26 protein-coding genes are annotated in these 26,670 nt (G+C 50.6%); 15 read left to right on the top strand and 11 right to left on the bottom strand.

Going from position 1 to position 26,670, the window contains the following annotated elements:
- Positions 1–18: 18 nt before the first annotated feature.
- The gene (locus tag ACNA05_RS07140; RefSeq protein ID WP_415810735.1) at positions 19–951 is read right to left on the bottom strand and encodes a LysR family transcriptional regulator; all 933 of its coding nucleotides are present in this window, start codon (positions 949–951) and stop codon (positions 19–21) included.
- A gap of 113 nt (positions 952–1,064) precedes the next feature.
- Here ACNA05_RS07140 and ACNA05_RS07135 point away from each other — a divergent pair, with 113 nt between their 5' ends.
- The gene (locus ACNA05_RS07135) at positions 1,065–3,335 is read left to right on the top strand and encodes a TonB-dependent receptor (protein ID WP_415810734.1); all 2,271 of its coding nucleotides are present in this window, start codon (positions 1,065–1,067) and stop codon (positions 3,333–3,335) included.
- 107 nt (positions 3,336–3,442) lie between these two features.
- Here ACNA05_RS07135 and ACNA05_RS07130 read toward each other — a convergent pair whose 3' ends face one another.
- Positions 3,443–4,438, bottom strand: coding sequence for an LLM class flavin-dependent oxidoreductase (locus tag ACNA05_RS07130; RefSeq protein ID WP_415810733.1), 996 nt, complete (start codon positions 4,436–4,438; stop codon positions 3,443–3,445).
- A gap of 118 nt (positions 4,439–4,556) precedes the next feature.
- Here ACNA05_RS07130 and ACNA05_RS07125 point away from each other — a divergent pair, with 118 nt between their 5' ends.
- From ACNA05_RS07125 to groL, 8 genes are all read left to right on the top strand, one after another.
- Entirely contained in the window at positions 4,557–5,516 is a 960-nt protein-coding gene (locus ACNA05_RS07125; RefSeq protein WP_415810732.1) for a LysR family transcriptional regulator, read from the top strand.
- 379 nt (positions 5,517–5,895) lie between these two features.
- Entirely contained in the window at positions 5,896–6,525 is a 630-nt protein-coding gene (locus ACNA05_RS07120) for a carbonic anhydrase (RefSeq protein ID WP_415810731.1), read from the top strand.
- Positions 6,526–6,594: 69 nt separating this feature from the next.
- Positions 6,595–8,340, top strand: a complete 1,746-nt coding sequence (locus ACNA05_RS07115) for a SulP family inorganic anion transporter (protein ID WP_415810730.1) — start codon at positions 6,595–6,597, stop codon at positions 8,338–8,340.
- Positions 8,341–8,700: 360 nt separating this feature from the next.
- Positions 8,701–8,916, top strand: a complete 216-nt coding sequence (locus tag ACNA05_RS07110; RefSeq protein ID WP_415810729.1) for a type IIL restriction-modification enzyme MmeI — start codon at positions 8,701–8,703, stop codon at positions 8,914–8,916.
- Positions 8,917–8,927: 11 nt separating this feature from the next.
- A complete protein-coding gene (locus tag ACNA05_RS07105) occupies positions 8,928–9,140 on the top strand; it encodes a hypothetical protein (RefSeq protein WP_415810728.1) in 213 nt (70 codons plus the stop codon).
- Positions 9,141–9,539: 399 nt separating this feature from the next.
- Complete coding sequence (locus ACNA05_RS07100; RefSeq protein WP_415810773.1) at positions 9,540–9,950, top strand: YHS domain-containing (seleno)protein; 411 nt, start codon at positions 9,540–9,542, stop codon at positions 9,948–9,950.
- 263 nt (positions 9,951–10,213) lie between these two features.
- Complete coding sequence (gene groES, locus ACNA05_RS07095; protein ID WP_415810727.1) at positions 10,214–10,501, top strand: co-chaperone GroES; 288 nt, start codon at positions 10,214–10,216, stop codon at positions 10,499–10,501.
- A 54-nt stretch (positions 10,502–10,555) separates the two neighbouring features.
- A complete protein-coding gene (gene groL, locus ACNA05_RS07090) occupies positions 10,556–12,205 on the top strand; it encodes a chaperonin GroEL (RefSeq protein WP_415810726.1) in 1,650 nt (549 codons plus the stop codon).
- A 454-nt stretch (positions 12,206–12,659) separates the two neighbouring features.
- On the opposite strand, the gene ACNA05_RS07085 is transcribed toward groL, so the two are convergent.
- Positions 12,660–13,046, bottom strand: a complete 387-nt coding sequence (locus ACNA05_RS07085; RefSeq protein ID WP_415810725.1) for a SpoIIAA family protein — start codon at positions 13,044–13,046, stop codon at positions 12,660–12,662.
- Between the two features lie 212 nt (positions 13,047–13,258).
- Between ACNA05_RS07085 and ACNA05_RS07080 the strand changes: the two genes are divergently transcribed.
- Complete coding sequence (locus ACNA05_RS07080) at positions 13,259–14,122, top strand: HAD family hydrolase (protein ID WP_415810724.1); 864 nt, start codon at positions 13,259–13,261, stop codon at positions 14,120–14,122.
- Here the strand turns inward: ACNA05_RS07080 and ACNA05_RS07075 are convergent.
- Together ACNA05_RS07075 and ACNA05_RS07070 are read right to left on the bottom strand one after the other, a co-directional pair.
- Positions 14,115–14,897 (bottom strand): DpnI domain-containing protein, encoded by a 783-nt coding sequence (locus ACNA05_RS07075; protein ID WP_415810723.1) that lies wholly within the window; start codon positions 14,895–14,897, stop codon positions 14,115–14,117. The two genes, ACNA05_RS07080 and ACNA05_RS07075, sit on opposite strands and share 8 nt — an antisense overlap.
- Before the next feature lie 1,967 nt (positions 14,898–16,864).
- A complete protein-coding gene (locus ACNA05_RS07070; protein WP_415810722.1) occupies positions 16,865–17,362 on the bottom strand; it encodes a SpoIIAA family protein in 498 nt (165 codons plus the stop codon).
- Positions 17,363–17,527: 165 nt separating this feature from the next.
- On the opposite strand from ACNA05_RS07070, the gene ACNA05_RS07065 reads away from it, so the two are divergent.
- Positions 17,528–18,265 carry a hypothetical protein gene (locus ACNA05_RS07065; protein WP_415810721.1) on the top strand — a complete coding sequence of 246 codons (738 nt, stop codon included), beginning with the start codon at positions 17,528–17,530 and terminating at the stop codon, positions 18,263–18,265.
- 134 nt (positions 18,266–18,399) lie between these two features.
- On the opposite strand, the gene ACNA05_RS07060 is transcribed toward ACNA05_RS07065, so the two are convergent.
- Positions 18,400–18,555, bottom strand: a complete 156-nt coding sequence (locus ACNA05_RS07060; RefSeq protein WP_415810720.1) for a DUF1328 family protein — start codon at positions 18,553–18,555, stop codon at positions 18,400–18,402.
- Positions 18,556–18,725: 170 nt separating this feature from the next.
- Between ACNA05_RS07060 and ACNA05_RS07055 the strand changes: the two genes are divergently transcribed.
- Complete coding sequence (locus tag ACNA05_RS07055; protein WP_415810719.1) at positions 18,726–19,856, top strand: DUF547 domain-containing protein; 1,131 nt, start codon at positions 18,726–18,728, stop codon at positions 19,854–19,856.
- Here the strand turns inward: ACNA05_RS07055 and ACNA05_RS07050 are convergent.
- Positions 19,853–20,452 (bottom strand): TlpA family protein disulfide reductase, encoded by a 600-nt coding sequence (locus ACNA05_RS07050; RefSeq protein WP_415810718.1) that lies wholly within the window; start codon positions 20,450–20,452, stop codon positions 19,853–19,855. The genes ACNA05_RS07055 and ACNA05_RS07050 overlap by 4 nt on opposite strands.
- Between ACNA05_RS07050 and argH the strand changes: the two genes are divergently transcribed.
- Positions 20,451–21,860: an argininosuccinate lyase gene (argH, locus tag ACNA05_RS07045; RefSeq protein WP_415810717.1), complete on the top strand. Its 1,410-nt coding sequence runs from the start codon at positions 20,451–20,453 to the stop codon at positions 21,858–21,860. The two genes, ACNA05_RS07050 and argH, sit on opposite strands and share 2 nt — an antisense overlap.
- A 4-nt stretch (positions 21,861–21,864) precedes the next feature.
- On the opposite strand, the gene ACNA05_RS07040 is transcribed toward argH, so the two are convergent.
- The 4 genes from ACNA05_RS07040 to ACNA05_RS07025 form a co-directional block, all read right to left on the bottom strand.
- A complete protein-coding gene (locus ACNA05_RS07040; RefSeq protein ID WP_415810716.1) occupies positions 21,865–22,053 on the bottom strand; it encodes a DUF1289 domain-containing protein in 189 nt (62 codons plus the stop codon).
- Positions 22,053–23,249, bottom strand: coding sequence for a DUF2891 domain-containing protein (locus ACNA05_RS07035; protein WP_415810715.1), 1,197 nt, complete (start codon positions 23,247–23,249; stop codon positions 22,053–22,055). The genes ACNA05_RS07040 and ACNA05_RS07035 overlap by 1 nt, the downstream gene beginning before the upstream one ends.
- 143 nt (positions 23,250–23,392) lie before the next feature.
- On the bottom strand, positions 23,393–24,046 hold the full coding sequence (locus ACNA05_RS07030; protein ID WP_415810714.1) for a hypothetical protein: 654 nt from the start codon (positions 24,044–24,046) through the stop codon (positions 23,393–23,395).
- Positions 24,047–24,117: 71 nt separating this feature from the next.
- A complete protein-coding gene (locus ACNA05_RS07025; RefSeq protein WP_415810713.1) occupies positions 24,118–24,900 on the bottom strand; it encodes a hypothetical protein in 783 nt (260 codons plus the stop codon).
- A 115-nt stretch (positions 24,901–25,015) separates the two neighbouring features.
- On the opposite strand from ACNA05_RS07025, the gene lptM reads away from it, so the two are divergent.
- Positions 25,016–25,309 (top strand): LPS translocon maturation chaperone LptM, encoded by a 294-nt coding sequence (lptM, locus tag ACNA05_RS07020; protein ID WP_415810712.1) that lies wholly within the window; start codon positions 25,016–25,018, stop codon positions 25,307–25,309.
- Between the two features lie 27 nt (positions 25,310–25,336).
- Positions 25,337–26,626, top strand: a complete 1,290-nt coding sequence (gene lysA / locus ACNA05_RS07015) for a diaminopimelate decarboxylase (RefSeq protein ID WP_415810711.1) — start codon at positions 25,337–25,339, stop codon at positions 26,624–26,626.
- Positions 26,627–26,670 lie beyond the last annotated feature (44 nt).

Here is a 26,670-nt window from a genome sequence, read left to right as displayed (position 1 = left end):
GCAGGGCTTGGCCCGTAATTAATAATAAATATGTTTTTTCATCTGGCCGCCATCGAACAGCTGGTGGCAGATATTGATAAATTCGGTTCTTTTATCGAGCGCTAAAGGACGCTTTATCTTGTTGGTCATAGCGACAAGCCAGGGCTTTTGGACTTTATCTTTTATCATCGGCACAACCATCCCGTCCCCCAGAGGCGTGAGACCAATGGCAGGGCGAAGTATGCGCAAAGAGATAGCGTCCGTCCGGCCGACAACGGACTGAGCGCCGGTGCTGATATTACTATACATATATATGACGGGCTCCAGACCCACTTTTTGATACATCCCTGAAAACAGAGTCATCGCCGGACCGTCCTGAATGAAGATGTGAGGATAATTGGCGAGGTCTGAGAGCTTCACAGGCTTTCCATTATCAAGGTCGTGACCTTTCCGCATCATTGCGCAGGCTTGCGGGCGGCAGAGCACATTTGCCTGATATCTCTTGTCTTTGACTTCGTCCAAAGTGAAGGTCAGGAGCACGTCGACCTCAGCCTTCTCAAGCGTTTCAAACTGCGTTTCCATCCAGACCGTTTTAACCGAAATATTCACATCGGGGTGCGCCTGGTTCATCAACTCGATGGCGCGCGGAACGAGAGACCAAGTCAGCCCCTCTTGGCAGCCGATAATGAGATTGCCCCGAAGCTTTCTCTTGGAGGTTATAAATAGTGATTCAATATCTTCGACATCGCTTATTAAATGCGTTGTCCGCTCCAGCAGGCGATATCCGTCATTAGTCAGCGAAACACCTTCGGAGGGACGTCTTACAAAGAGCGTAGCGTTCAATCCAGTTTCCAATTTCTCTATGGAATGACGGATAGAGGTTGGAGAAATTCGGATTTTCTCGGCAGCGTCTTTAATGCTCCCGGTCTCGGCGGTCGCGATAAAATGCCGGATATGGTCAAATTTAAGCATCTCCCATAAATACATATTTTAGAGGAAGTAACAATAATAAATATATTTGTAACCCGACTCCAAAGCCGCGAAGATGAAATATAAAATGAAATTATAATTTCGGGGAAATCTATATGCGCGCTTTTTTCACTACAAATGTGTCTGCCGTTTCACTCATTGCTGCGGCCGCCTTAATGCCAGCCAATGCCTACGCTCAAGCTTCCAGCGTCCTGACGGACGAAATCATCGTCACAGCCACCAAGAAGGCTGGCGGAGAAAATGTGCAGGACACATCCGTAGCTATTACGGCTTTCGGAGAAGACCAACTTGACGCTTTGCAAGTCCGGGATATTTCCAGCCTGAGCTTCAAAATGCCGAATGTGGCGCTCGATGATGTAGCCACAGCGAAGGGCACGGCCAACTTTTCCATCCGCGGACTTGGCGTAAACTCTTCTATTCCTTCGATCGACCCGGCCGTGGGCGTTTTCGTTGACGGCGTCTATCTCGGTATTAATGCCGGTGTTGTTCTAGACACATTTGATCTTCAATCCATTGAAACCCTGCGCGGACCGCAGGGCGTCTTATTCGGACGCAATGTGACAGGCGGCGCCGTCCTTATAAACACTGGCGATCCAACGGAAGAATTCTCTTTTAAAGGTAAGATTGCCGCTGAATCCGGCCTTCGCGGCACAGGCGGAAATTACTTTGCCTCCGGCACAATGTCGGGCTCCGTCGTCGAAGACTTACTATCCGTGAAACTCGGCGTTTATCATAACAATGACAAGGGCTGGTTTGAAAACTCCTTCAACGGCGAAAATCACGGCAAATCCGAAACAACTCTGATACGGACAGGCGCCAAGTTTACACCCGGCAACAATTTCGAATTGCTTTTAAAATATGAAATGGGCGACACGAAAGGCGATGGCCCGTCAGGTCAAAGCCATACAAACGGGTCCGGTATTGATGGCCAAGTCGCGAATTTTGACCGCGAAACCTTTAACTTCTCGATTGATGAAGAAGGCTCGAACGATGCTGAATGGGATCAGTTCAGCGCCCGGGCGGATTTGGATGTCGGGTTTGGTAATGGCACGATAACAAATATCTTTGGCTATAGAAGCTACACTCAGTTTGGACGAAGCGATATTGACGCCTCCCCCGGTTATTTCTTCCACGCTAATTTCGCAACGGACCAAGAACAATTTTCTAATGAGATTCGCTATAATGGCCGCTTCCTAGACGACAGGCTCGATTTCACCACCGGGTTGTTCTACTTCACCCAAGACCTTTTTTACGGCGAACAGCGTGACCTCTTAGGCGTTGCAACAGGCGGCGTAAGACCTGCTTTGACCCAAGACGGCGGCGGCTTTCAGGACTCTGAAACTATTGGCGTCTTTGCTGCTGGCGAATATGATGTGACTGACAAGCTGAGTCTCAACGCCGGCATCCGCTATTCAGATGAACGAAAGGACGTTCAAATCGCGTCCCTCGTGGCAAACGTCAACTCTCCCTGTATAGTGGTCCCGGGCGATACGCGCTCTTCCAGAGAATGTGGTTTCGACTTTAACGATACATTTGAAACATCCAACTGGTCTCCTAAAGTCGGTTTTGGATATGAAGTGAATGAAGACCTTCGGGTTTACGGTCATTGGTCACGCTCTTTCCGGGCAGGCGGATATAACTTCCGGAACACAGCGGCTGACACTGTCAATTTTGGCCCCGGCCCTTTCCAAGACGAACAAATCGATTCCTTCGAACTTGGCTTCAAATCAGAACCTATTTTGGGCGCGCGGTTCAACGGCGCGGCCTTCTTTAACAAGGCCAAAGACCTTCAGCGCGAAATCAACTTGTCAGACCCAACAACCGGCGTTGTGCAGGTTATCCGAAACGTAGCCGACGCTGATATTCGTGGTTTCGAATTAGAAGCCACTTATCCGGTTACGGACAGTCTCGTCCTTACGGGGTCTGTTGGTTATACAGACGGTGATTATACGTCTGTGATTTTTGATTTGAACAGCGACGGCGTCATTGATGGTGCAGACGAGGATTTGGACCTGGCCCGGCTGGCTCCTTGGACAGCCAATGCCGGATTTATTTATTCTACAACAATTCCGGCCTTGGGTGAGACCACGTTAAATGTGAATTACGCGCACAGAGACGGAGCCGCCTATACGGATAGCAATCTCGGTATCTTAAACCCGGCTGACCGTGTTGACGGTAGCCTGACATTTGGATTGGGGAGCGAGAACGTATCTTTCACGATTTACGGGAAGAACCTGACCAATGACGTGCAGCACGGCAATGACACACAGTTGCCAGCAGCCCTCGGCGGCGTCCCGCTCGGCGGAACATTTGCGCCCCTCAGCCGCGGACGTCAGGTCGGGGTCGAGCTAAACTTCGATTATTAAAGGCTCTCGAGTCAAAAGCTAACTTTCCCTAGCTTGACTCTAAGAGGTAGCGTTCATCGCTACCTTTTTTTATGCCTTGTTCTTAAAATAAGACGTTAGGCGCAGATCTACGCTTCGCGTAATCCTTTTAAGATTTCAGCAGCTGTTTCGAATGACTTCATCCGCGCCTGGTGATCATGGATCATCCCGGTAATAATAATTTCGTCAGGCGCATATCTATCTATCAAGCCTCGAAGCTGGCTCTCTACAGTCTCCGGCGAACCGACCGCCGAACATGACATAGCATGCGCGATTTGTGCCTGCATCTCAGCGGGAATTTGGGCGTCTATATCGCGGCTGGGCTTAGGCAATTTGCCGGGATTTCCTGACCGTAATTTGGCAAAAGCGAGTTTCTGAGAGGACCGCAAATAATTGGCCTCTTCATCCGTATCTGCGACACAGACTCCGGCGGCAAGCATGAAATGAGGCTTATCCAGATACTCAGACGGTTGGAAGGTTTCGCGATATGTCTGCAAAGCCTGCTCCAACATGGCCGGCGCAAAATGCGACGCGAAGGCATAGGGCAGACCGAAATGCGCCGCGAGCTGCGCCCCGTAAAGGCTTGAGCCGAGAATCCAGATCGGCACTTGCGTCCCCTCGCCCGGAATGGCGCGAACGGCCTGCCCTGACTGCGCGTCGCCGAAATAATGCAAAAGCTCCTGCACGTCTTGCGGGAAACGGTCATTCGCGCCGGTGTTTCGGCGAAGCGCCCGCGTGGTTGTCATATCGGTACCGGGAGCGCGGCCAAGGCCGAGATCTATACGACCCGGGAACAAGGTGGCGAGCGTACCAAATTGCTCCGCGACCATGAGGGGCGCATGATTGGGCAACATGATGCCGCCAGCGCCGACCCGGATGTTTTGGGTGGCCGCCGCCACATGACCAATCACGACAGACGTCGCCGCGCTGGCAATGCCGGGCATGTTGTGATGTTCAGCCAACCAGAACCGATGATAGCCAGTGCGGTCCGCCAACTTAGCCAGATCCACGGTGTTGGACAGCGCCTCTGCTGTGGAATGGCCTTCGGGCACGGGGGAGAGATCGAGGAGAGAAAAATTTTGCATGAGCTTGATATGGGGGGTGACACCCAAAGTTCAAAGGGCTGGGCTCATGACAGCCCGTATAGCCTGTTTCATCACATTATGGCTTTGGGTATAGGTTAAAACTCTATACACGAAAGTTATGAAACCGACGCTCCGCCAACTTGAATATCTCGTCGCCATTGTAGAGACCGGATCGTTCAGCGCCGCCGCCAAACGCTGTTTTGTCAGTCAACCCAGCCTTTCCGCACAGATAAAGGATATGGAGGAGCATTTGGGCATTGCGCTTTTGGAACGCGGCCGAAAGGGGGCAATGATAACCCCCGTCGGCGAAGAGGTCGTCAAGCGTGCCCGACTGATATTACGAGAAACCGAAGAGTTGAAAGTCTTGGCGCAAGAATCGGACGGACGCCTGGCCGGTAGGGTTCGCTTGGGGGTGCTGCCCACAATCGGCCCTTATCTTTTGCCGCGCGCGACCCGCGAACTTCATACCAGCTATCCTGAATTACGTCTCGCCGTTCGCGAAGAACCCACGCAAGTACTTCAGACCCGGCTTCAGGATGGGCGTTTCGATATCATTCTTTCCACACCAGAGGATCACCCTGATATGGAGAGCTTGTTTCTGGTAAAAGAAAATATCTATATTTGTGTGCCGCCCGATGACGAACTCGCCCATTCACGAGGCCCTATAAACCTATCCGACCTAAAAGGCCGGGAATTACTTACTCTCGGAAATAGTCAAAAATTTTCAAATGTCGTTGAGAGACTGGCAGGCGAGGCCGGAGCTGTCACCAGCGAAGAATATCAGGGAACCAGCTTGGACGCTATTCGCCAAATGGCCTCAATGGGCGGCGGTATTGCTGTCCTGCCGAGCCTATACGCAATTTCTGAGGCCAAGCGCGACACGCAATTAATTGTGCGCCGGATAGAGCATCCTCTGGCTAATCGTCAGATCAGTCTGTCCTGGCGGCCATCTTCGCCGCTTTCGGAAAAGTTTCAAAAAATTGGAGACGTTTTTCGCAGAGTTGCTAGTCACTTGATGAGTCAGTCCGAGTCGGTCGAAGCTCCGCATTTTAAAAGCCCAACTCAAAACGCGCCGTGAATCTCTCTGCTCGAACCGGCTTATTACCGACGCCCTAGGCTATAGCTTAAAACTATACTCAGGATAATGATTTAGTATATTACCTATAGTAAATTCGTTGGTATAGAAATCACGATCTGGAAACAGATCGATTATGTCCCCAAGATTGGGTCAGGCAGAGCAGATTTACGCCCCTTCGAAGGAGAGCGTTCTCCCCTCAAACTGTTCTCGTCTGGCTCAACTATTTTGAAAGGCTTTTGACATGCAGAGACCCGGTCGGCCAAAGATGCCCCGACGACCTGCCTACGTAACCTATTTGTCAATTTGCTCAATTTAAAACGGACAGCTAGAATTCTAATTATACTTTTCCTTCTTTAATAAGAACAAACAGGAGTTCCCCATGCCTAACTTTGCTGCCGGCGTTCTGAAATTTCAAAAGAATGTCTATCCTGAAAACCAATCTCTCTTTGAAGAGTTAAGCGAGGGTCAGAACCCTGAGGCGCTTTTCATAACATGCGCCGATAGCCGCATTGAGACGGGGATGATCACCCAAACCGGCCCAGGCGATTTGTTTATATGCCGTAATGCTGGCAATATCGTCCCTCCTCATACGGAACATACGGGCGGCATGACAGCCTCTATCGAATATGCCGTTGCTGTTTTGAAGGTGCCTCATATTGTCGTGTGCGGGCATTCCGGTTGCGGCGCTATGGCGGGCGCAATGAATCCCGAAGGTTTGGAAAGCCTGCCTCACGTCAAACGCTGGCTAGGATTTTCCAAAGCAGCTGTTTCCATCGCGGATGAACTCGGCCAAGACATGAGCGCTGACGAGAAAATGTCACTCCTGATTGAACAAAATGTCCTGCTTCAACTCCAGCATTTGCGGACCCACCCCTCCGTCGCGGCGGCCCTCGCCAAAGGCGAAGTCGAATTGCATGGCTGGGTCTACGACATCAAAACAGGCGGCATGACTGCCTATGACGACGCTCAGAAGAAATTTGTCGTCGTCGATGAAAGTCACGCCAAATAAGCCGTAAAACGCCAGGACAACGTCCCGGCGCAATTTATTTTAAGACTCATTCAGTTAAGGATCTTTGCCATGGCATTGCTTGGTAACCGGGCGGGGAAACCGCCCATTTTCGATTTTTCAAATATACGCGGCGATATTTACGGCGGCGTTACCGCCGGTATTGTCGCGCTTCCGTTGGCATTGGCCTTTGGCGCGGGCGTCTTCCCGCCCGGCGTAGAGGGCGGCGCGATTGCCGGTCTCTGGGGCGCAATCATTGTCGGCTTCTTCGCCGCGCTCTTTGGCGGAACCAACACCCAGATTTCAGGTCCAACAGGCCCGATGGTTGTTGTCTTTGCCGGACTTCTCGCCTCCCTTGTGGCGACTATGGATCCGTCCATGACAATCGAGGAGCAAGTCTTATCGGCCATACCGCTCTTATTTGCAGCGGTCGTTCTGGGCGGCATCATTCAAATCCTGGCAGGCGTTTTCAAACTCGGTAAATATATCAAGCTCGTTCCCTATCCGGTGATTTCCGGCTTTATGAGCGGGATTGGCGTTATCATTATCTTGCTTCAATTCTCCCGTCTCTTTGGCGGCGCGCCCGAAGGCGGAACGGTCTTTTCCGCCATCGAAGCCATCCCGGTCGCGATCTCCAACATAAACTATAGCGCCCTTGGCCTCGCTGCTCTGACCTTGGCAACCGTCTTTTTGTGGCCAAAGAAACTTTCCAAATTTCTTCCCGGCACGCTCGCCGCTTTGATCGTGGGGACGCTGGCAGGTCTTCTTTTGACCAATGTCCCAATCCTCGGCGCTATCCCGAGCGGCATTCCGGACTTTGTTCTTCCGCAACTTTCCGGCAGCACTTTGGTGATTGTTCTGGAAGCCGCCGTGATCTTGGCGGTTCTCGGCGCGATTGACAGCCTGTTGACCTCCCTTGTGGCCGACAACGTCACCCGCACCCGACATAATTCCGACCAGGAATTAATTGGTCAGGGCGTGGGCAATACGATTGCTGGTTTCTTTGGTGCCCTCCCAGGGGCAGGCGCCACAATGCGGACCATGGTCAATATCAGAACCGGCGGATCAACAAAGATTTCCGGCATGGTTCACGGCTTAGTCCTTCTCGCCATCGTCCTGGTCTTATCACCGCTCGCGGCCAAGATCCCTCATGCTGTTCTGGCGGGTATTCTGGTCAAAGTCGGCTATGATATTATTGACTTCTCTTATATCCGCAGCGCCTTGAGAGGTCCGCGTTTTGACTATGTCATCATGATGCTGGTTCTTCTTGTCACCGTCTTTGTCGACCTTATCACAGCGGTGGGACTCGGCGTTGTCCTGGCGGCCTTGGCCTTCGTCTGGCGCACAGCCGATGATCAGCTCAAAGAAGCGTCTAAAGTGCTCCCGCGGACAACCACTGCGGAAGAGCGTAAAATCCTCGAAGAGTCCGACGGACGGATTTCCATGTTCGACTTCGGCGGAGCGATGAGCTTTAGCGCCGCGGCCGATCTGGGACATCACGTCCGTCAAGGCATTCCGGAAGGCTCAGGCGCAATTGTTCTGGACTTCTCGCGACTGCCTTTTGTCGACGTCTCGGCGGCTCGCGCCATTGAGACCATAGCCGTGGATGCAAAAGCCGCCGGTAAGCGGGTCTATACAAGCGGCATCAGCCCTGAGGTTATGAAAAAGCTCAAAGGCCTTCGTATCGACGAGGCGCTCGATCCGAACTATGCGTTCGAAGATCGCCTCACCGCGCTTCGCCACGCCGCCGAGCAAGTCGGCAGCAAGCCGAAAGGCGGCACGCCCGCACAGGGCGGCGACGCGCCGCTTCCGGCTTAACGACCAAAGCCGGACTTAATCTAGAAACAAACCGGCCCTCGGGCCGGTTTTTTTATGCGATCCGACCTCTTTCACCGCACGGCCCAAAAAACAGTGTCCCTGTCAGAGACAACACGCTAGGGGTGAGTTCAGAGGGGACTTATTTTGCGACTAAGTTGGAATGAAATCAAAATTCGGGCCAAAGCCTTTTCCGAAGAATGGAAAGATGCGGTTTACTAAAGGGGCTAGACGCAAAGTTTCTATGAAATTTTTTCAATGTCTTCGGCATTAAACGCAAAAGCGTGGGCCGATATGAAGAAGCCGTCAAAGACCTGAAAGGCAACTCCCAATTCATAGGCCTGCTTTGGCCGGGCGTTTTAATTGTCGAACAAAAAAGCCATGCCCCCCGCCCTTCGCAAAGCCCATCAAGCCAATGATAAAGCCGTGGACCGCCTTTACCGCAAGAAACCGTTCGAGAGTGAGCGGGAACGGGTGGAGCACCTCTTCATGCTTTATGAACAACTCCAATCTCCCCTCGTCGCCGCGACGAAGAGCAAGCCCAAACGCCGCCGCGCCAAAACGGTGAAGACGAGTTAGGAATCGTTTCAGTGTCAGACAAAAATACTAAAAATCAGAATTTAGCCTTTAAAGATTTAGTTGCTGAAGGGGTGCGATTGGCCGAAGAAGATATGGCAATGAAATTAGGCATGCGCATTTGGCAAGTCAGGGGAAAAGAGATTCCAAGTATCGACAGCAAAGAGTTTTTAAACCTGTTGGAAGAAGGAAGGCAAATGATGGAGCGCGCCGCAAAGAAAGACTAACCCTCCCCCGTCATTCCCTGATTTAATCAGGGAATCCATGCTGTGATGTTTCCGTCTGGGACATCTTCGCTTTTATCGTGGCAATTTCCCGACTCATTGAACCCTCATAAGTTAGAAACGCCCCCAAATGGATTACCCGATCAAGTCGGGCAATGACGTGTTCAAAAAGTTTGTTTATTCGGGCTCTTCTCCCGTGACTACTTATCCGCCCCCCCTCTCACACATTCGTGACGTCTCTGTGCAAAGACCGCAGGGCGGGTTTTTGATATGACGGGGTCATTGTCGGCGGGCTTTAAACTTTAAAGGTCTGCCGACAAACCAGATACCGGTCGTTGAAAGGACAGACAGATGCAGATCAAATCCCTCGCGCTCGCGCTTGCTTTTATCGGAGCGCCTTTGATGACCGCCGCGCCAATGGCGTATGCAGGCGGCTCCCCCGTCTATACCGGGACGTTTTCCAATGACGCCCTGCAAGGCTATGACGCCGTGGCCTATTTCAAACAGGGCGAGGCCGTAGAAGGCTCCAAGGACTTTTCGACCGACTATAATGGCGCGGAATGGAAATTTTCCTCTCAGGCCAATCTCGACGCATTTTTGGAAACCCCCGACAAATACGCGCCGCAATATGGCGGATATTGCGCCTGGGCCGCCGCGCAGGGCAAAACGGCCAAAGGCGACGCAAAGCATTGGCGCATTGTCGATAATAAGCTCTACCTCAACTATAACGCCGACATTCAATCCAAATGGGATAAGGATCGCTCCGCTTTTATTACCAAAGCGGATGCGAAATGGCCGGACCTGATAAAGTAACCCGCGCCCTCTAATCGGACTGCCTCTCTCCCCCCTCGCAGTCCTTTCGCCCTGCACGGCCTGTTCTTTGGAGTGGGCCGTGCAGTTTTTTTTTGCCCTGCCATCCAAGGTCAAAGCAGGCGGCCTATTCATTTCGAAAATTTTATAAAAAATTTGCATCTTCGCACTTGCGGACGCCCTAGCGCCCTCTCATATGCGTGTCACTGGCACTCTCTCTATGGGAGTGCTAAACGTTAACCCTGAGAACCTGAGAGAGTGAGACTATGAATTTTCGTCCCCTCCACGACCGTGTGGTCGTCGAACGTGTCAAAGAAGACACAAAAACTTCCGGCGGCATTATCATTCCTGATACCGCGACTGAAAAGCCTTCCGAAGGCAAAGTTGTTGCTGTTGGCCCCGGCGCCCGCGGCGAAGACGGCAAAGTTGTTGCCCTCGATGTCAAAAAAGGCGATCGCGTCCTGTTTGGCAAATGGGGCGGTACAGAAGTCAAGATTGACGGCAAAGACCTGTTGATCATGAAAGAATCCGACATCATGGGTGTGATTGGTTAAGCCAGCACGCCTTTTTTAATACCTGAACACTCAATTCTCTAAGGAGATATTATTATGGCGGCTAAAGACGTCAAATTCGGTTCGGAAGCACGAGCCAAAATGCTGGAAGGTGTAGATATTCTCGCCAATGCAGTCAAAGTCACCCTCGGCCCAAAAGGTCGTAACGTTGTTATCGAGAAATCTTTCGGTGCCCCGCGCACAACCAAGGACGGCGTGTCCGTTGCGAAAGAAATCGAGCTGGAGGACAAGTTCCAGAACCTCGGCGCGATGATGCTCCGTGAAGTTTCCTCCAAAACAAACGACAAAGCCGGCGACGGCACAACCACAGCGACCGTTTTGGCGCAAGCTATCGTTCGCGAAGGCCTGAAGCGCGTTTCCGCCGGTATGAACCCGATGGATCTGAAACGCGGTATCGACAAAGCGTCGACTGAAATCGCAAAAGACCTGCTCGCCAAAGCCAAGAAAATCTCCAAGTCTGAGGAAATCGCTCAGGTCGGGACAATTTCTGCCAACGGCGAAGCGTCTATCGGCGAAATGATTGCCGAAGCCATGTCTAAAGTAGGCAATGAAGGCGTCATCACCGTCGAAGAAGGCAAAACAGCCGAAACCGAACTCGAAGTTGTTGAAGGCATGCAGTTTGACCGCGGTTACCTGTCCCCTTACTTCATCACCGATTCCGAAAAGATGAAAGCCGAGCTGGACGATCCGTATATCCTGCTTTGCGAAGGCAAGCTGACATCGCTTCAGCCTATGCTGCCGATCCTCGAAGCGGTTGTCCAAACCGGCAAGCCTCTGATGATCATCGCCGAAGATATCGAAGGCGAAGCCCTTGCAACGCTCGTGGTCAACAAACTGCGCGGCGGACTGAAAATCGCAGCTGTCAAAGCGCCTGGTTTCGGCGATCGCCGGAAAGCCATGCTGCAGGACATCGCGATCCTGTCCGGCGGCACAGTCATCTCTGACGATCTCGGCATCAAGCTCGAAAACGTCACACTGAAAGACCTCGGTACAGCCAAGCACGTCCACATCACCAAAGACGACACAACCATCGTCGATGGGGCCGGCAAGAAGAAAGACATCACAGCCCGCGTCGAGCAAATCCGCGCGCAAGCTGAAGCGACGTCTTCCGATTACGACAAAGAAAAGCTGCAAGAGCGTCTGGCGAAACTCGCCGGCGGTGTGGCTGTCATCAAAGTCGGCGGCTCTACCGAAATCGAAGTGAAAGAGCGTAAGGACCGCGTCGATGACGCGCTGAACGCCACACGCGCCGCTGTCGAAGAAGGCATCGTCCCAGGGGGCGGAACCGCACTCCTCCGTGCCTCTCGCTTCATCGATGTCGAAGGCCTCAATGATGACGAGCAAGCGGGTATCGAAATCGTCAAAGCCGCTCTGCAATACCCTCTGCGCCAGATCGCAGACAATGCAGGCGTCGAAGGCGCGGTTGTGGCCGGCAACATCATTTCCGAAAACAAAGCCAATTACGGCTATGACGCCCAGAACGACAAATATGTCGATATGGTCAAAGCCGGTATTATCGACCCTGTTAAAGTCGTCCGCACAGCGCTTCTCGACGCTGCCTCTGTCTCAGGTCTTATCCTGACAACAGAAGCCGCCATCTGTGAAGCTCCGCAAAAAGACAGCGGCGGCGGCATGCCTGATATGGGCGGCATGGGCGGAATGGGGGGTATGGGAGGTATGATGTAAACTTCGGGTGATTGGGCGCAAATGCGCTCAACACTAGGCCGATAAAATCGGCCTCCGAAGTTTCTTGGAAATTTTGCCAAAGCAAAATTGTCCAAGTGTTGCATCCCTCGCCGACTTTCCAGTCTCGCGAAATATTACGAAGGCGGCCTTCGGGCCGCCTTTTTCATGCGCGGATTAAATTAGGGCGGCGGAGATCGGAAAATTCCATTGGTATAATAATTAGGCGGATCCCGACTTGTTTCGAGAGCCTCCTTTTTTATTGCCCTATTTAAACCGTCATCCCCCGACTTGATCGGGGGATCCATATGGCGCCCTTTCAAAAAAAAAATTAGATTAAAGGTTTTCTCAAACCTCTCGGGTCAAGCCAGATAGAAAATGCCCTCTACACCGTGACGGCGCCGCATGGATTACCGCGTCAAGCGCGGTAATGACGAGGGGATAAGGGCCTGCGCCCCTACCCCAGTCCCATCTTCAACCAAGCAACGGCGTCTGGCCGCTCTTCCGGCTCATAAACATGGATTTCCAGACCGGGCCAGAGCGCGCCTTCGACCTTGGCAAAGGTGCGGACAAACCCGCTCCGCGATATCAGCGCGCATTTCTTCATGGATTTTGCCATTTTGAAAACTTCGCCCAGACGGCCAAACTCTTCCTTGAACGCGCCGAGGCTCGGAAACTCCAGCTTGTCCATCTCGACACACAGATTGAACTCCGCCTGCTGCTCCGCCTGCGATTGCAGCCAGTCCAGCGCCGCCGTCATATCCGCCTCGGAAACCTTTCCGGTCACGGTCATAAAGGCAATACCGTCTTTAAAATCGAGTTGGGTGGTGCTCGTCTTGATCATAATCTCTCTCCGTCAATCGAAGGTGGGGAAAGATAGAATGATTTAAGCGGGTGTGGAGTTCCGTTAGGTTTTTAAGTAGGAAGCTCTCAGGCCGTCTTTTACTACCTTATTCTAAACCAAAATTTTCAAATAGCTCACAACTTTAAACGTTAGAATTGTAGGAATGTTAATATCGTGTATAGGAACGGTATCTGCACTTTAAAAGGTAATTTATGTTTCGCAAAAAATCTTCCAATCCCGCTCCAGAATTAAAGAGGACTGCTATTGTTTACGATTATGATGGCACTCTCGCTAAAGGAAATATCCAAGAGCACAGCTTCCTCCCATCTGTCGGACTTGATACTTCTGAATTTTGGGAAAAAGTAAAACTGGTAACAAAAGAAAATGATTCTGACGAAATTTTAGTATATATGCAGTTGATGCTCCAAGAAGCAAAAGCAAACGGAAACCCTTTAACTAAAGAACGACTGAAAAATCACGGCAAAACATCAAATCTATTTAACGGATTGAAAGACGACAGTTGGTTTACAAGATTAAATAAGTTCGCAAAAGATCATGGCCTTCACCTAGAGCACTATATAGTATCCTCTGGAACCCAAGAAATGATTGAAGGCAGTCCAATCGCAAGTCATTTTCGAAAAATCTTTGCGTCTCGTTATATCTATGATGACAACGGTGAAGCATCGTGGCCAAGCCTAGCAATTAATTACACCACAAAAACCCAGTTCTTGTTCAGAATTAATAAAGGTGTTGAGAATGCATGGGATAACACCAGTATCAATGCTTTCATGCCAGAAAATGAACGACCAATTCCATTTTCGAGGATTATTTTTATAGGAGATGGGGACACAGACATCCCTGCCATGAAGATGACCACTTACAATGGAGGACATTCCATCGCGACATATGACCCTCAAAGAGATACCAGGACACTAGGAAAAATCCATGCTCTGATTTCGGACGGCAGAGCCGATTTCACAGCCCCTGCAGATTATTCAGAAAACACACAAATGGATATAATGGTAAAAGGTATTCTTGGCAGGATTGCTCGCTCAGAAGGTTTTCGCCCTAATTAGTGAGAACCCTATACTCTCCCCGCCTAACAAACTCCAAAATCCCCGCATCCCGTAACACTTGCAATTGCTGCCGAATCTTCGGTTTCACATTGTTGTTTTCGGGATGGAGTTCGCTCAGATAATTCTCGAATTTATAAACGTCGGCCAGTGTAAAATCTGTCTGTCCAATATGTTCAACACAGTTGAGCACGTCTAAAACCCATCCCTTTTTCGCTAAGGTCTTTCCGCGCAGAAATCGTGTCTTGGCCCATTTGTCCAGAACGCGGTCTTTGGGTTGCGGAATACGATTTTCGACCAATGAAATTCGCCCGGCCTTTGGCACTTTGTCTATCAGGATATTGCACCCCACCCATCCGGCCCGTCGCGCCGTTTCGGCCAGAGGTTTGCGGCGTTCTATCAGGTCTGTCACGAAAAACTGTTTCGGAATGACCGAGAGGTCCTGCACCATTCTATCCGCCATCGTGTATCGCAAGAGCATGAGGCTTGGCACGGTTTCACTCTGGAGGCGCGCCATCATGGTGGCATAAGCGCCGTCTGTAATTTTCTTCCCGAATTTCCCTTTGGTTGATTTTAATTCGTAATCCTCGGAACAGAGGCCACAGTAAAAATCGGCGACGGGTTTGTTATTTGTATAATCCGTAAGGGGCCGTTCCCCACAGGACGGGCAATACATCTGGCGCAGGACCCAGCCTTCGGTCCAGACACGCGCCTTTTGCGACCCGCTTGTAAAGGCGGCCGCGTCCTCGCGCATTTCCCAATCAAACTCCCCTGTCATTGAAAGAGTGTTAGCGGAGTATGCTTTAAGAGCAATTTAAAAATAAAACTCTCAACCCCGTCATTACCGCACTTGATGCGGTAATCCATGCGGGGCTCTTGCCTAAAATGCACATCTTCCGAGTATGGAAATATTTCCATATGGATTACCCGGTTGCCCTTTAGGGTACGCAGAGCGCTTGGCCGGGTAATGACGGAGTGTTATAGCACCTTGACAAAACACAACTAAAGATCGCATTTATGCAGTCTTATGACTCGACGACTTAGTTAATGGCGGCGGGGGCGCGAAGTGACCGTAATCGACCCAGTGAGTCGATTACAACGAAGCGCCGAAGTCGTGAGACTTCGGAAAGTGCAAGGGCGGCGCAGCCTCTCCATATTTGGCTATAGCCAAATTTTCCGAGGAAATTCGGGAGTTCGCTTTTAGCGCCCTAATGCGATTTAAAAATCTTATCCCTCATTTTTTATCGGCATCGATATGGATAAGGACTATCTCTACGGGATTGCCCAGAAACGGCTCGAGGCGGAGTTGGCGACGGTTCATCCTGAGAAGTCAAAGGAAGAAGAATTATGGGACGAGGTAAAGCGGATTAGACAATCAGATTCTTGAGGCTCGTTAACTCTGCACTCAATGGCCACACCTCTCCATATTTGGCTATGGCCAAATTTTTCGAGGAAACTCGGGAGGTCGCTTTTAGCGACCTAATGTAACGCGGCGCGTTTCATCCCTCATTTTCTGGGACGAAATTGAGCGGATAAAGGAAGCGGGGAGCTTAAAGCGATGTTCTCCCTATTTCCGCTCATCCCGCCAAAGGGCGGGATCCAGATACTCAAGGCTTGTAATAAGTCTAATCGTATGCGGGTTTGAACGCAGTCCCGTCTCGTAAATTCGTACCAGGTCGCTAATAGCACAAACTGGATCCCGCCCTTTGGCGGGATGAGCGGGGTGTTATATAAACATCCGCACTTATCCCCTAAAAACCCCAATCGATTCAGGCACCTATAAAAAACCCAAGAGATAGATCCTCACTTTGCGTTTTGCCCCTATATTTAAGATGTTCTTCTGAACACGGACAGGAACGCGTCAGGTTCTGGTTCGGGGGACGGCGAGGCTGAGCATCGGGTGGTGACACACCCGACTGTGCCGGGCCACCGAGAACGCGTTAGCCTGCCTACCGCGCCCAGAAGCTGCAAACGGCTTCGTCCCGGCGTGACTGTGGGAGCCATGTAAGAGGCCGTTCCGGTTCCAATCGCTGCCGCGGGGCTCGGGCCTTTGCGAAACGTTATCTATATTCGGTCTCCGGCAGGGGACCGACCCCGCGGGCTGTCCACCTAATTCAAGGACGAACGCAAGGCTCGACCCGAGATGGCGAGCGGGAGGAAAGACGTGGGTGAAATTATGAAACCTCTATCCCATGTCATACCGACGCGACCTTCAGGTCGCCCGGTATAAGTGCCTTGCCGGTTCAGCGAAAAACGTCTTCTACGGGTCAAGACGCCAAGCATAAGGCACTTGCACCGGGCAGGCTTCGCCTGCGTCGGTGTGACTAAGGAATTGAAAAGTCAGCTACATCCTCACTAACCCCGCTTCGCTCCGAGCGGAATGACAAACGCAGAAGGGGATGACGAGGTAGGAGAAGAGGTTCGCTCCGCACCCCGGAATGACAGGAAATTAGCGGAAAGGAGCATATTACAAACGAAAAACCCTCCCGCGAGGGGAAGGCTATTATTTGGTACAGGTTGCGAGGCTTCTCGATATTTGGTTTTATGCCAAATCTTTCGAGGACGCGAAATGGCCGTGATTGATACGGGGTATCAATGACAACGCAGCGCCGAAGTCGTGAGACTTCGGAAAGTGCATTGGTTGCAAGACTTCTTATATTTGGCTTTATGCCAAATCTTTCGAAGAAACTCGGGAAAGCGATTTTATCGCTTTAATGAGAGGCGGTTCGCCTCTCATCCCTCATTTTAAACATTCACATTCTTCATCTTGAGGCTATCCCAGGGATTATCAGACTCTTCTTCGGCCTGATCGTTGGACGCTTCCGGCTCATAGCCTTCATCGCCTTCCTGTATGAGAGGTTCGCCTTTGAGCCAGCGTTCGGCCGGCGTCGCTTCGTCCAGATCAAATGTGCGGACTTCGAGGCCGGGAATCACGGCGCCTTCGACCTTGGCAGAGTTCCGCAGGAACATGCTGTCGGTCATGAGCGCGCATTTTTTCGCGGATTTGGAATGGCGGAGCACGGTGGCCACGCGTTTGAATTCGGCGCTGATAGCGGCCAGATCGTCAAATTCACCTTGGGCCATATCAATCCGGAGGTTAAAGTCGTCATCCTCCGCGTCCAATTCATGGATCCAGTCGAGACCCTGGGTCATCGATTCCGGCTTAATATTGCCGGTAATACTCATGTGAACGATTTTGTCTTCTAGTTTAAGTTCAAGATTCTCAGTGCTGAGAGGCGTCATAAAAATTATTTCTCCATTAACAGATGTTAAAACTATGGCCAAACAGGCGGATCGTTCCAAGAAAGAATCTCAGATAGACCCGCTCTGTCTGCAGTTATCTGTAAATTTTGGTTTGTTCTGGACGGCAGCGGGTATAAGGGCGGCGGCACATAGAAGAGGTTAGCTATGTCACATATTCATAAATTCATCCTATATTTCGGTATAGGACTCTGTCTGTTCGCAAATCCATATTCGGCATTTGCCCAAAACACGAGCGGCGTTGTCGGCGCGACGGTCAAAGAGGGTGACAGCACACTCGAATACCGCCTGGGCATTGACCCAGAAAACTCCCGCGGCGAAACCGGCGTCGCTCAACGCCTGCATTATCAACGCTCTATCAATTCTGATCTCAGATGGCGGGTCGTCGGACGGTTTCGGAAGACGCAGGAGTCGGATTTTGATTTTGATTATGTCGAAGCGGAACTTGTCTGGCAGCTCAGCGAAGATGATAAGAAATATCAGCAGGGATTGCGCTTTGACGCACGGCTCCGAGGGGATTCCCGTCCCGGGCAACTCGGCATTAACTGGGCACATCAGTGGAAATTTGGAGAAGGCTGGGAAGCGCGCGGCGTTCTGAAATCCGAAGTGCAAATCGGGCAAGGCTCAGGCGATGACTTTACCGTCGAAAGTCAGGCCCGCCTTCAGAAAAAGCTACCTCAGGGGCGAGCGCTTGGCGTTAAAATGTTCAGTACCTACGGGGACACGTCAGGCATCGACGATTTTGACGAACAGAGCCATGTGGCTGGGCCGTATCTCAGCACACCCTTTGTTGAAGACGTCAAACTCTCCACTGGCGTTTTGTTCGGATTGACGGAAAGCTCCCCCGATACGCAAATCCAGTTCTGGCTCACACGGCCCTTCTAAAATAAAAACCGCCTTCCCAATTAAGGAAAAGCGGCTAAACGGGTATAGTTTTGCCCCGCTAAATCGACGTGTCTTAGTCCTGAAGGGAGAGGCTCAAAGGGGAATGAGCCTTGGCTAAGAACAAGCCGAAACTGTTAAGCGCGGCCCTGCAATAGGTGAACGAGCAGCAGCACAACAAACAGAATAATAAAGACGTAAAAGGCATACATGGCGATTCCGCTCACTCCGCCAAATCCAAGCGCAGCGGCGATAAGGGCAATAACCAAAGCTATAATTGCGTAACGTAACATAGGGTCTCTCTCCGTAAATAATGACCGAGACTTAATGTCTCTGTATCAAATAACGCAGAGACGAAGAAATTAGTTCCACCCCTTAAAATTTAGGTGTCTTAAGTACGATAGAAAGCTACTTTAGGATAGGACGCCATTCGAAGCGCTAAGGCGAGTGATAAGAGAGATAAATGAAGCCCCTAATTATATTCATTCGACTGTTATTGGTGAGCCTCTTTCTTGGATCGACATTGGTCGCTCTGCCCGGGACCGCGGCCTCGTCCAGCACGATGTCGGCATCAAAATTTGACAAATTTACGCCTCGCCCCAGCACGAATACGAGACTAGATTTTGAACGGATGGACTTACTTCTGAAAGGCTCCGTCTTGTTTACGGGCCCATCTCTGCGCGAAAGAGCACGAAGGTTAGAGCCATATAGTGGCACACGGATTGTGAAAAAACACAGGTCGCCCTACAGGTTGGAAGGCAATAAAATAGTATATTCTCTATTTTCGCCTGGCCAAGAGAAACTGATAGGCGAATACCTCATCGAGCTTGAAAGGCTCCCTTCCGAAATTGAGCTTGTATCCCTACCTAAAAATGACCAGCTGGCCTATTGGTTCAATTTACACAATCTCGCCCTCATCCATGAGATCTCGAAATCTTACCCGGTTCACCGGCCAAAAGATATCAAGCCTGTTCGCGGCTCCAAAGCAAAGCTACATGACGCCAAAATTCTTGAAGTAGACGGCATTCCTCTATCGCTTCGCGACATCAGGGAAAATATTGTCTATAAAAATTGGGAGAACCCTATTGTCATTTACGGATTCCATGACGGCACACTTGGCTCTCCAGGCCTTCCCGCTATTGCCTTTGAACGCGATAATGTGAGCAGAACGCTCAAAGTGAATGCCGGAGAGTTTGCAAACTCCTTAAGAGGGTTTGAAGAAGGTAAAATCTCCAGTTTTTATAAAGAAGTATCTCCTTTTTACTTCCCAAATTTTGAAACCGACATCCGGAAACATTTCAGGCTGTATATGCGCGACAGCGTGTATTCGGAATTAGAAGCGACCGCCAAACTCAAATTCCATAGACCTATTGATATAATCGCGGACACGACAGGGGGATACGGGAAATATGGCGCGCCAAATAATCTGTATTCGAATGCTCAGTCCGCCAATATGGGGATCTCACCCTCTGTCGTAGAATATATGAGCGAGAACAATACCAAGATCAGAAAATTAATCGACAAAGGGCTATTTTCCTACGGCACGGTTACCATTGAAGATATCGAGACGAAAGATCCGGCCGATGTAGATTAATTATTTGATCTAGCGATTAAATAGTCAACGAGAGCGAGGGCTTCGGGGCTGTCCCACTCCGCTTCGCCTAAAAGACGTGCGATTTCGCGGCCGGAACGGTCATAGATCACCGTGGTTGGCAGGCCCGGCAATTGGAGAAGTCCGTTTATTTGATACGTGCCGTCATGCCAGGAGGGAAGAGCGTCAATCCCATTTTTATCAAAAAACTCTGTAATTTCTTCTTTTTTATTATCCAGACTAATAGTGATAACCTCAAAGTCTTCGCCGCCTTTTTGGTTTTGCAAGTTGTTAAGAGACGGCATTTCAGCCACGCATGGCGGGCACCAAGTGGCCCACGCATTGACCAAAATTACTTTCCCTCGATAATCTGACAGGTGCATAACCTCGTCAGTGGTCGACGAAAATGAGATGTCAGGTTGCGGCGGAGGTGTTTCTAATACTGTCAATTTTGACAAGGAGGCAACACTCAACCGTTCCAACCCTGATTTAGGCTTTTGACAGGATTGCACCACGACCCCAAAGACGGCTATGAGGCCGATGATGAGTAAGGCCCGTATGGCGTTGCCAAGGGTAAAAAGAGAAGAGACCGTAGACATGAGCGAGCCTGTAAATCAGAATTCGAAAAAAGGCCAGACGATGTGGGGGGGGCGATTCAGCGCACAGCCTGGCGCCCTGATGCAAGCCATAAATGTCTGTATCGACTATGATCAAAAACTCGCCCCGCAAGATATTCGTGGATCCAAAGCCCACGCCTCCATGCTCGCGGCGCAAAAAATCATCACCGAAGAAGATTGTCTGGCAATTCATAAAGGGCTCGATGAAATTCTGGAAGAAATTGAGTCCGGGACATTTCCTTTTAAACCCGAGCTGGAAGACATCCACCTTAACGTCGAAAACCGTTTAAAAGAAAAAATTGGCGACGCGGCCGGACGACTGCATACGGGGCGGTCTAGAAATGACCAAGTGGCCACCGACTTCCGCCTTTGGGTGCGCGATTACCTTGATCTTTTTGACGCGCTGCTCATTAATTTGCAAAGCGCCCTTTTAGGTCAAGCCGATCAACACGCCGACACCATCATGCCCGGATTCACGCATCTGCAAAGCGCACAGCCGGTAACTTTTGGTCATCACATGATGGCCTATCTGGAAATGTTTGCGCGGGATCGCTCCCGCTTTGCTGACTGCCGACAAAGAATGAATGAGAGCCCTCTTGGGGCAGCGGCTCTGGCCGGAACGCCTTACCCTATTGATCGCGACGCAACTACGAAAGCCTTAGAGTTTGACCGGCCAATGGCGAACTCCCTGGACGCCGTTTCGGCCCGGGATTTCGCCTTGGAGGCGCTCGCGGCGGCAAGTATTTGTGCCACACATTTGTCTCGTTTGTCGGAAGAAATTGTTATTTGGACCAGCGCGCAATTTCAATTCATCAGCCTGTCCGATGAGTTTACGACGGGCAGCTCCATCATGCCGCAAAAACGTAACCCGGACGCCGCCGAACTGGTAAGGGCCAAAGTCGGGCGGATTGTTGGCGCCCTCACCTCTTTGACTATCGTAATGAAAGGCCTCCCCCTCGCTTATTCGAAAGATATGCAGGAAGATAAAGAACCCGTCTTTGACGCCTTTGAAGCCTTGGAGCTCGGGCTTGCTGCGATGGCCGGTATGGTCAATGATATGACTCCGAATAAAGAAAGCTTGGCAGGCGCTGCCGGCGCCGCCTTTTCGACAGCGACAGATCTGGCCGACTGGCTTGTTATGTCTTTGAACATGCCATTTCGTGACGCCCACCATGTCACTGGACGTGTGGTCGCTTTAGCCGAAAAACAGGGTAAAACGTTAGACAAAATGGATTTAGCGGATCTGCAATCTGTTGAGCCGCATATCACAGATGATATCTACCGTGTTCTGTCACCTTTAGCCTCGGCCAATAGCCGGACGAGCTATGGCGGCACAGCGCCGAGTGAAGTCAAAAAGCAAGTAGAACGGTGGAAAAAAGCACTTGGCTAGAGATTTACTTGCCTGATTTAGAAAGACGTCCGGGCAATTCCGCCATAATCGCCCGTCTCTGCAACTCTGTATAAGACAGCCAACGCGCGATTTCTTCGCGTGTTCGGCCGCAGCCGACACATTGCCCTTTTTCCAAATCCAGATCGCAAATGAGCTTGCAAGGACTGCTGATATTTTCCGACTGACGTAGCATCAATTCGGCTCATTTAAGGTCGGGTCTCCGCGAGAAGTTGTCAGATAAGTTGCAAAGCTCGCCAACCAGTGAGAGCCGGAATAATGCGTGTCCGAGACGGCAGCGATACCCGTTTCCTCGTGCAACTTTGCAGAAGCTACCAACGCCGGAATGCGCGGATCATCTTCTGGAAGAGACGCCGCGATATTTAATAGGTTCCAAGCCCGGGAAAGATTGACGCCGTCAAGGTGAACAAGCTTTCCGTCGCTTGCATCTTTCACCACGCCGGGCGCGAGCCACTCTGACGACCCGTCTGTCGGTATATCAGGCATGAAGCCGGACAGCCAACCAGGGAAGTCTTCTCTTGGCAGAATTCGCCGCATCAAATCCGCTTCCATCAAACAAGGAGACAGAAAGTCCTCCCCGCTCGGCTCATAGGCGAGTGGGCAATTCACATCATTTTTGTGGAAGTCGAGAGACTTCTCTTCTATGAGGGCCAACATCTCTTGGTCTTCTGTGACCTTCGCCCAATCCCACATAAGCCCAAAGGCAAACGCGCTCTGATTGTGAGTGCCGAGACGTATGGGATAGGCAAGATTGGAGAGCCATGTTTTTAAACTCTCAGCGATATCTGCTTCTAACGGCTTTAAACGCTCCAGCCAGATTTTCGCTTGGGGGTCGTTCCACTCCCGTAATTCTGCCGTTAACTGAAGAAACCATGCTAAACCATAAGGACGTTCCCACGACCCTCGCATTGGCCTGTTAAAATTGGCCATTTCTCCGGCAATGTTCGCCTCTGTAAAGCTTTGCTCTAATTTGGCACGGGCTTCGTCCTTCCAGTCACCCTCAGGTGCGACCCGCAACAACCTGACTAGCATCCAATGACCATGCACGGCGCTATGCCAGTCAAAACAGCCATAAAAAACCGGGAAGAGGTCTTTGGGTCGCCCAATATCCTCCGCGGTATCTGTAGTTCGTGAAATTTTGTTGGGGAATTCCTGATGTAGGCATGTCAGGGCAAGGTCTGAGAACCGCTCGGCAAGCTCCGGAGAGATTTTCGAGACCATGGCCATTTCGAGCAATTGCGGATCAGCTTTAGAGATAGGCGCCTCGTGAACTGAAGCCTCTGATACTGGAGAAGCTGGCATCTCCTGCTCCGCCTCAGTACAGGCGGCTAATAAAAAAACAGATAGGCAGAGAGGTAAAAGTAATTTCATGCCCAAGGCCTAAGCCTTTGACGGTGTTTTGTAAATTATTTTGCACTTCCCGCAACTTTGTCTTCCTCTTTGCCTATTTCTTCTGGGTCAAAATCAAACGTCGCAACAAGCCGGTATGAACCCGAAACGTCTAAGCGATCAGCTCAGGATTTTTTCAAATCTTTGACTTTGAAAAGCTGATTGTTTTTAACCCGAGTAATCTCTGGCCCTCTGGTAAGAGTGTCCCCTTCCATAAACCGTAAAACGGGCATGTCTCCATCTTTCTCCGCCGGGCTGACAATTATCGCTTTGAGGCCCGGAACCATAAATCCCATACCACCGGGCGCGAGGGAATTCATGATTTTGGAGCCATCTTTTGCCCCTTCGACAAGTTCGTCGACGCTATGAGAGCCCGTCTTATTTAAATAAGGAAAACTGAATGACATATTAGCTTGGACGGTCGGCTCTTTGGTTTTCTCACCGATTTCACCGTCTATTAGCTTGCATAATTCTCCATCTTTTTTGAAGGAAGAAGCTTTTTCCATCCCCTGAACATTCCCCTCTTCATCGATAAGAAGGTCTATCTCTTGGTCTTCGTAAACATATCTAAGGCCCGTGGGAGCTGGATTGTCGCCAATTGGCTTTAGCTGAAGGTTGAATTCAGGTTTGATGATGTCGATACGGTCTGCATCAGCTCGATAGAATGACTGAACCATATTGACGAGGTCTTTGGCGGCCAGACAATTCGTTTCAGCCCAAGCGGAAAGCGGTCTTACCCCCAACAGAACGGCTGTAAAAACAAAGAATGTTCGCAACATGTTACCCCTCTAAAGACATGTAATAGTTGCGATATCAGATTTTCACCGTTTTAATAGTTTAAATAATTTAATCAGGATTCTGTGTCTTCACCCCATCCAAACCGTCTCATAACAGAGGGACTTGGGACAGGTTGGAGATTATAGGCCCCGCCTTTAACGACCAAACCTTCTGCGTCCCAGTCTTCCATGTTTTTAAAAGAGATAACGTAGAAGTCCTTCACCTTTTCGCCCTTCATCAAAGTCTCTACGCCGTCAAGCAACACATAGGCGCGGAGCGGCGCCGATCTATCCTCATATTTGACTGCCAGATAATCCGTGTCGGGCATAAACATGGAAAGAGCTCCCGGAATCATTTTTTTATAGAACTTTTTTCCGTCCTTCGTGCCTTCTTTTAGTTCTTCCATATCATAGCGTCCGCTGCGGTTATGAAAGAAAGGGGATAGACCCATTTCGAAATAAAGCCCTTCATCATCCGCAGGGCGCTCCGCGCGCGTGGGGTCATCTATGCAAATTTCAGTTTTTGGGTACGCCCTCGCCGACGCCATAAATCCTTCGACACGCCCGTCTTCTTTAGAAAATGGGAGGTCTTTCACCGTCTTTCCATCTTCGCTTAGATAAAATCTCTCTGGCCAGACGCCGCCATCTTTAATCAAAAACCTTGGGTCAATATCAACATCAACAATATCTCGGTATTCCTCTTTAACTTCTGATAGCTCATCTACGATTTTTACGGCTTTCTTTGTAGGCTGGCAGAAAGTCTCTCCTCGCGTCTCAACGGCTTTCGCGCTCACCGGTGAGACGATTGAAAACGCACAACCAAGTAATACTGAAGACATTATCAGGGGGTGGGACATAAGGGCAGAGCCTCGCTTAGAGTGTAAAATTTGTTTCATGTTATTGTGGAGGGTCACCCCTTTCTCTTGTGATATTGTCCTGTGTCCGACCTATACATACGGATGGGCTGGACGTATGCTCAATGAGTCCGTAACGACACTTTACCGTGAAATAGGATCCACTATGCCCTCTGTTCGTCGCAACAGCCTTAATACAGGCTTAACACTTGCCCTTCTCTTAGGTTCCCTTGTCCTCACAGGCTGCGGAATCAAAGGGGATTTGAAAACGCCGCCGCCGCTTTGGGGAGAGGCCAGAAATGAAGTCGATAAGAAACCCGATGAGGACAGCGTGACAAATGACAGTCCTATTGACGACACAGAAGACGATATTTTCGACGAAGATTATGTCGATGAAACGACACCTTATTAAGCCGATAAAGTAGAAACAGCTGATCACATGAGACATTTCGATTATAGAAACGGCGAACTTTATGCCGAAGATGTGCCTTTGCGGGCCATTGCCGAAACAGTTGGCACCCCCGTTTATGTGTATTCAACGGCAACATTTGAACGGCATTATTCGGTTTTTGCCGATAGTTTTGAGGGCATAAACGCCCTTGTGGCCTATTCCGTAAAAGCCAATTCCAATATCGCCGTTCTCGCCACCTTGGCAAAGCTCGGAGCTGGAGCCGATGTCGTCAGCGGCGGAGAGCTGGCGCGCGCTCTCCTGGCCGGAATTCCTGGGCAAAAAATCGTTTTCTCAGGCGTCGGGAAAACCAAAGACGAAATGAGAGCCGCTTTGCGGGCTAATATTCGTGTCTTTAACGTCGAAAGCTTGGCTGAACTTAACGCCTTGAACGAAGTGGCCGTAGACATGGGGAGAAAAGCCCCAATTGCTTTCCGCGTAAATCCGGATGTGACAGCGGGCGGCCACGCAAAAATTTCGACAGGTAAAAAAGAAAATAAATTCGGCATTGCGTGGCCTTCCGCAGAGGCGGCTTACGCTCACGCCGCCACACTGCCTGGCATCGAAATTGTCGGCGTCGACGTCCATATCGGCAGCCAAATTGATCAACTTGCCCCGTTTGAAGCGGCTATTGAGAAAGTCGGAAACTTAATTTCCCGTCTGCGTGAGGCTGGTCATACGATAAAAAGCTTCGATATTGGCGGCGGCCTCGGGATTCCTTATGGCGATAACACCAAAGCTCCTCCCCTCCCGGCCGAATATGGCTCGCTGGTGAAAAAGCTCACACGGGATATGGATGTCGAAATGATATTCGAACCGGGCCGCATGATTGCAGGAAATTCCGGCGTTCTTTTGTCAGAAGTTCTCTACGTCAAAAACGGCGAAGACAGAGATTTTCTGATCATAGACGCGGCGATGAATGACCTTTTGCGTCCGGCGCTTTACGATGCCTATCACGACATTGAACCTGTCAAAGCGCCTGGACCGAACGCGGAAGAAGCAACTTATGACGTGGTCGGCCCCGTTTGCGAAAGCGGCGATACCTTTACAAAAGGGCGCGACATGCCTGCCTTAGAAGCCGGCGATTTGGTCGTTCTGCATTCTGCTGGGGCTTACGGAGCCGCTCAAAGTAGCCAGTACAATACCCGCCCTCTGACGCCTGAAGTCATGGTCAAAGGAGACAGGTTTGAAGTCATTCGCGAAAGACCCAAAATTGAAGAAATTCTTAAATCTGAACGCCTGCCAAGCTGGCTAAACCGGTCGCCGCGCGGCCAACTGTAGCTTGGATGAAATTTAACGCGACACATATAGTCAGGGCTATATAG

It is taken from the genome of Litorimonas haliclonae, assembly GCF_965138505.1.
Classification (GTDB): domain Bacteria; phylum Pseudomonadota; class Alphaproteobacteria; order Caulobacterales; family Maricaulaceae; genus Litorimonas; species Litorimonas haliclonae.
This window is presented reverse-complemented; position numbering and strand designations above follow the sequence as displayed.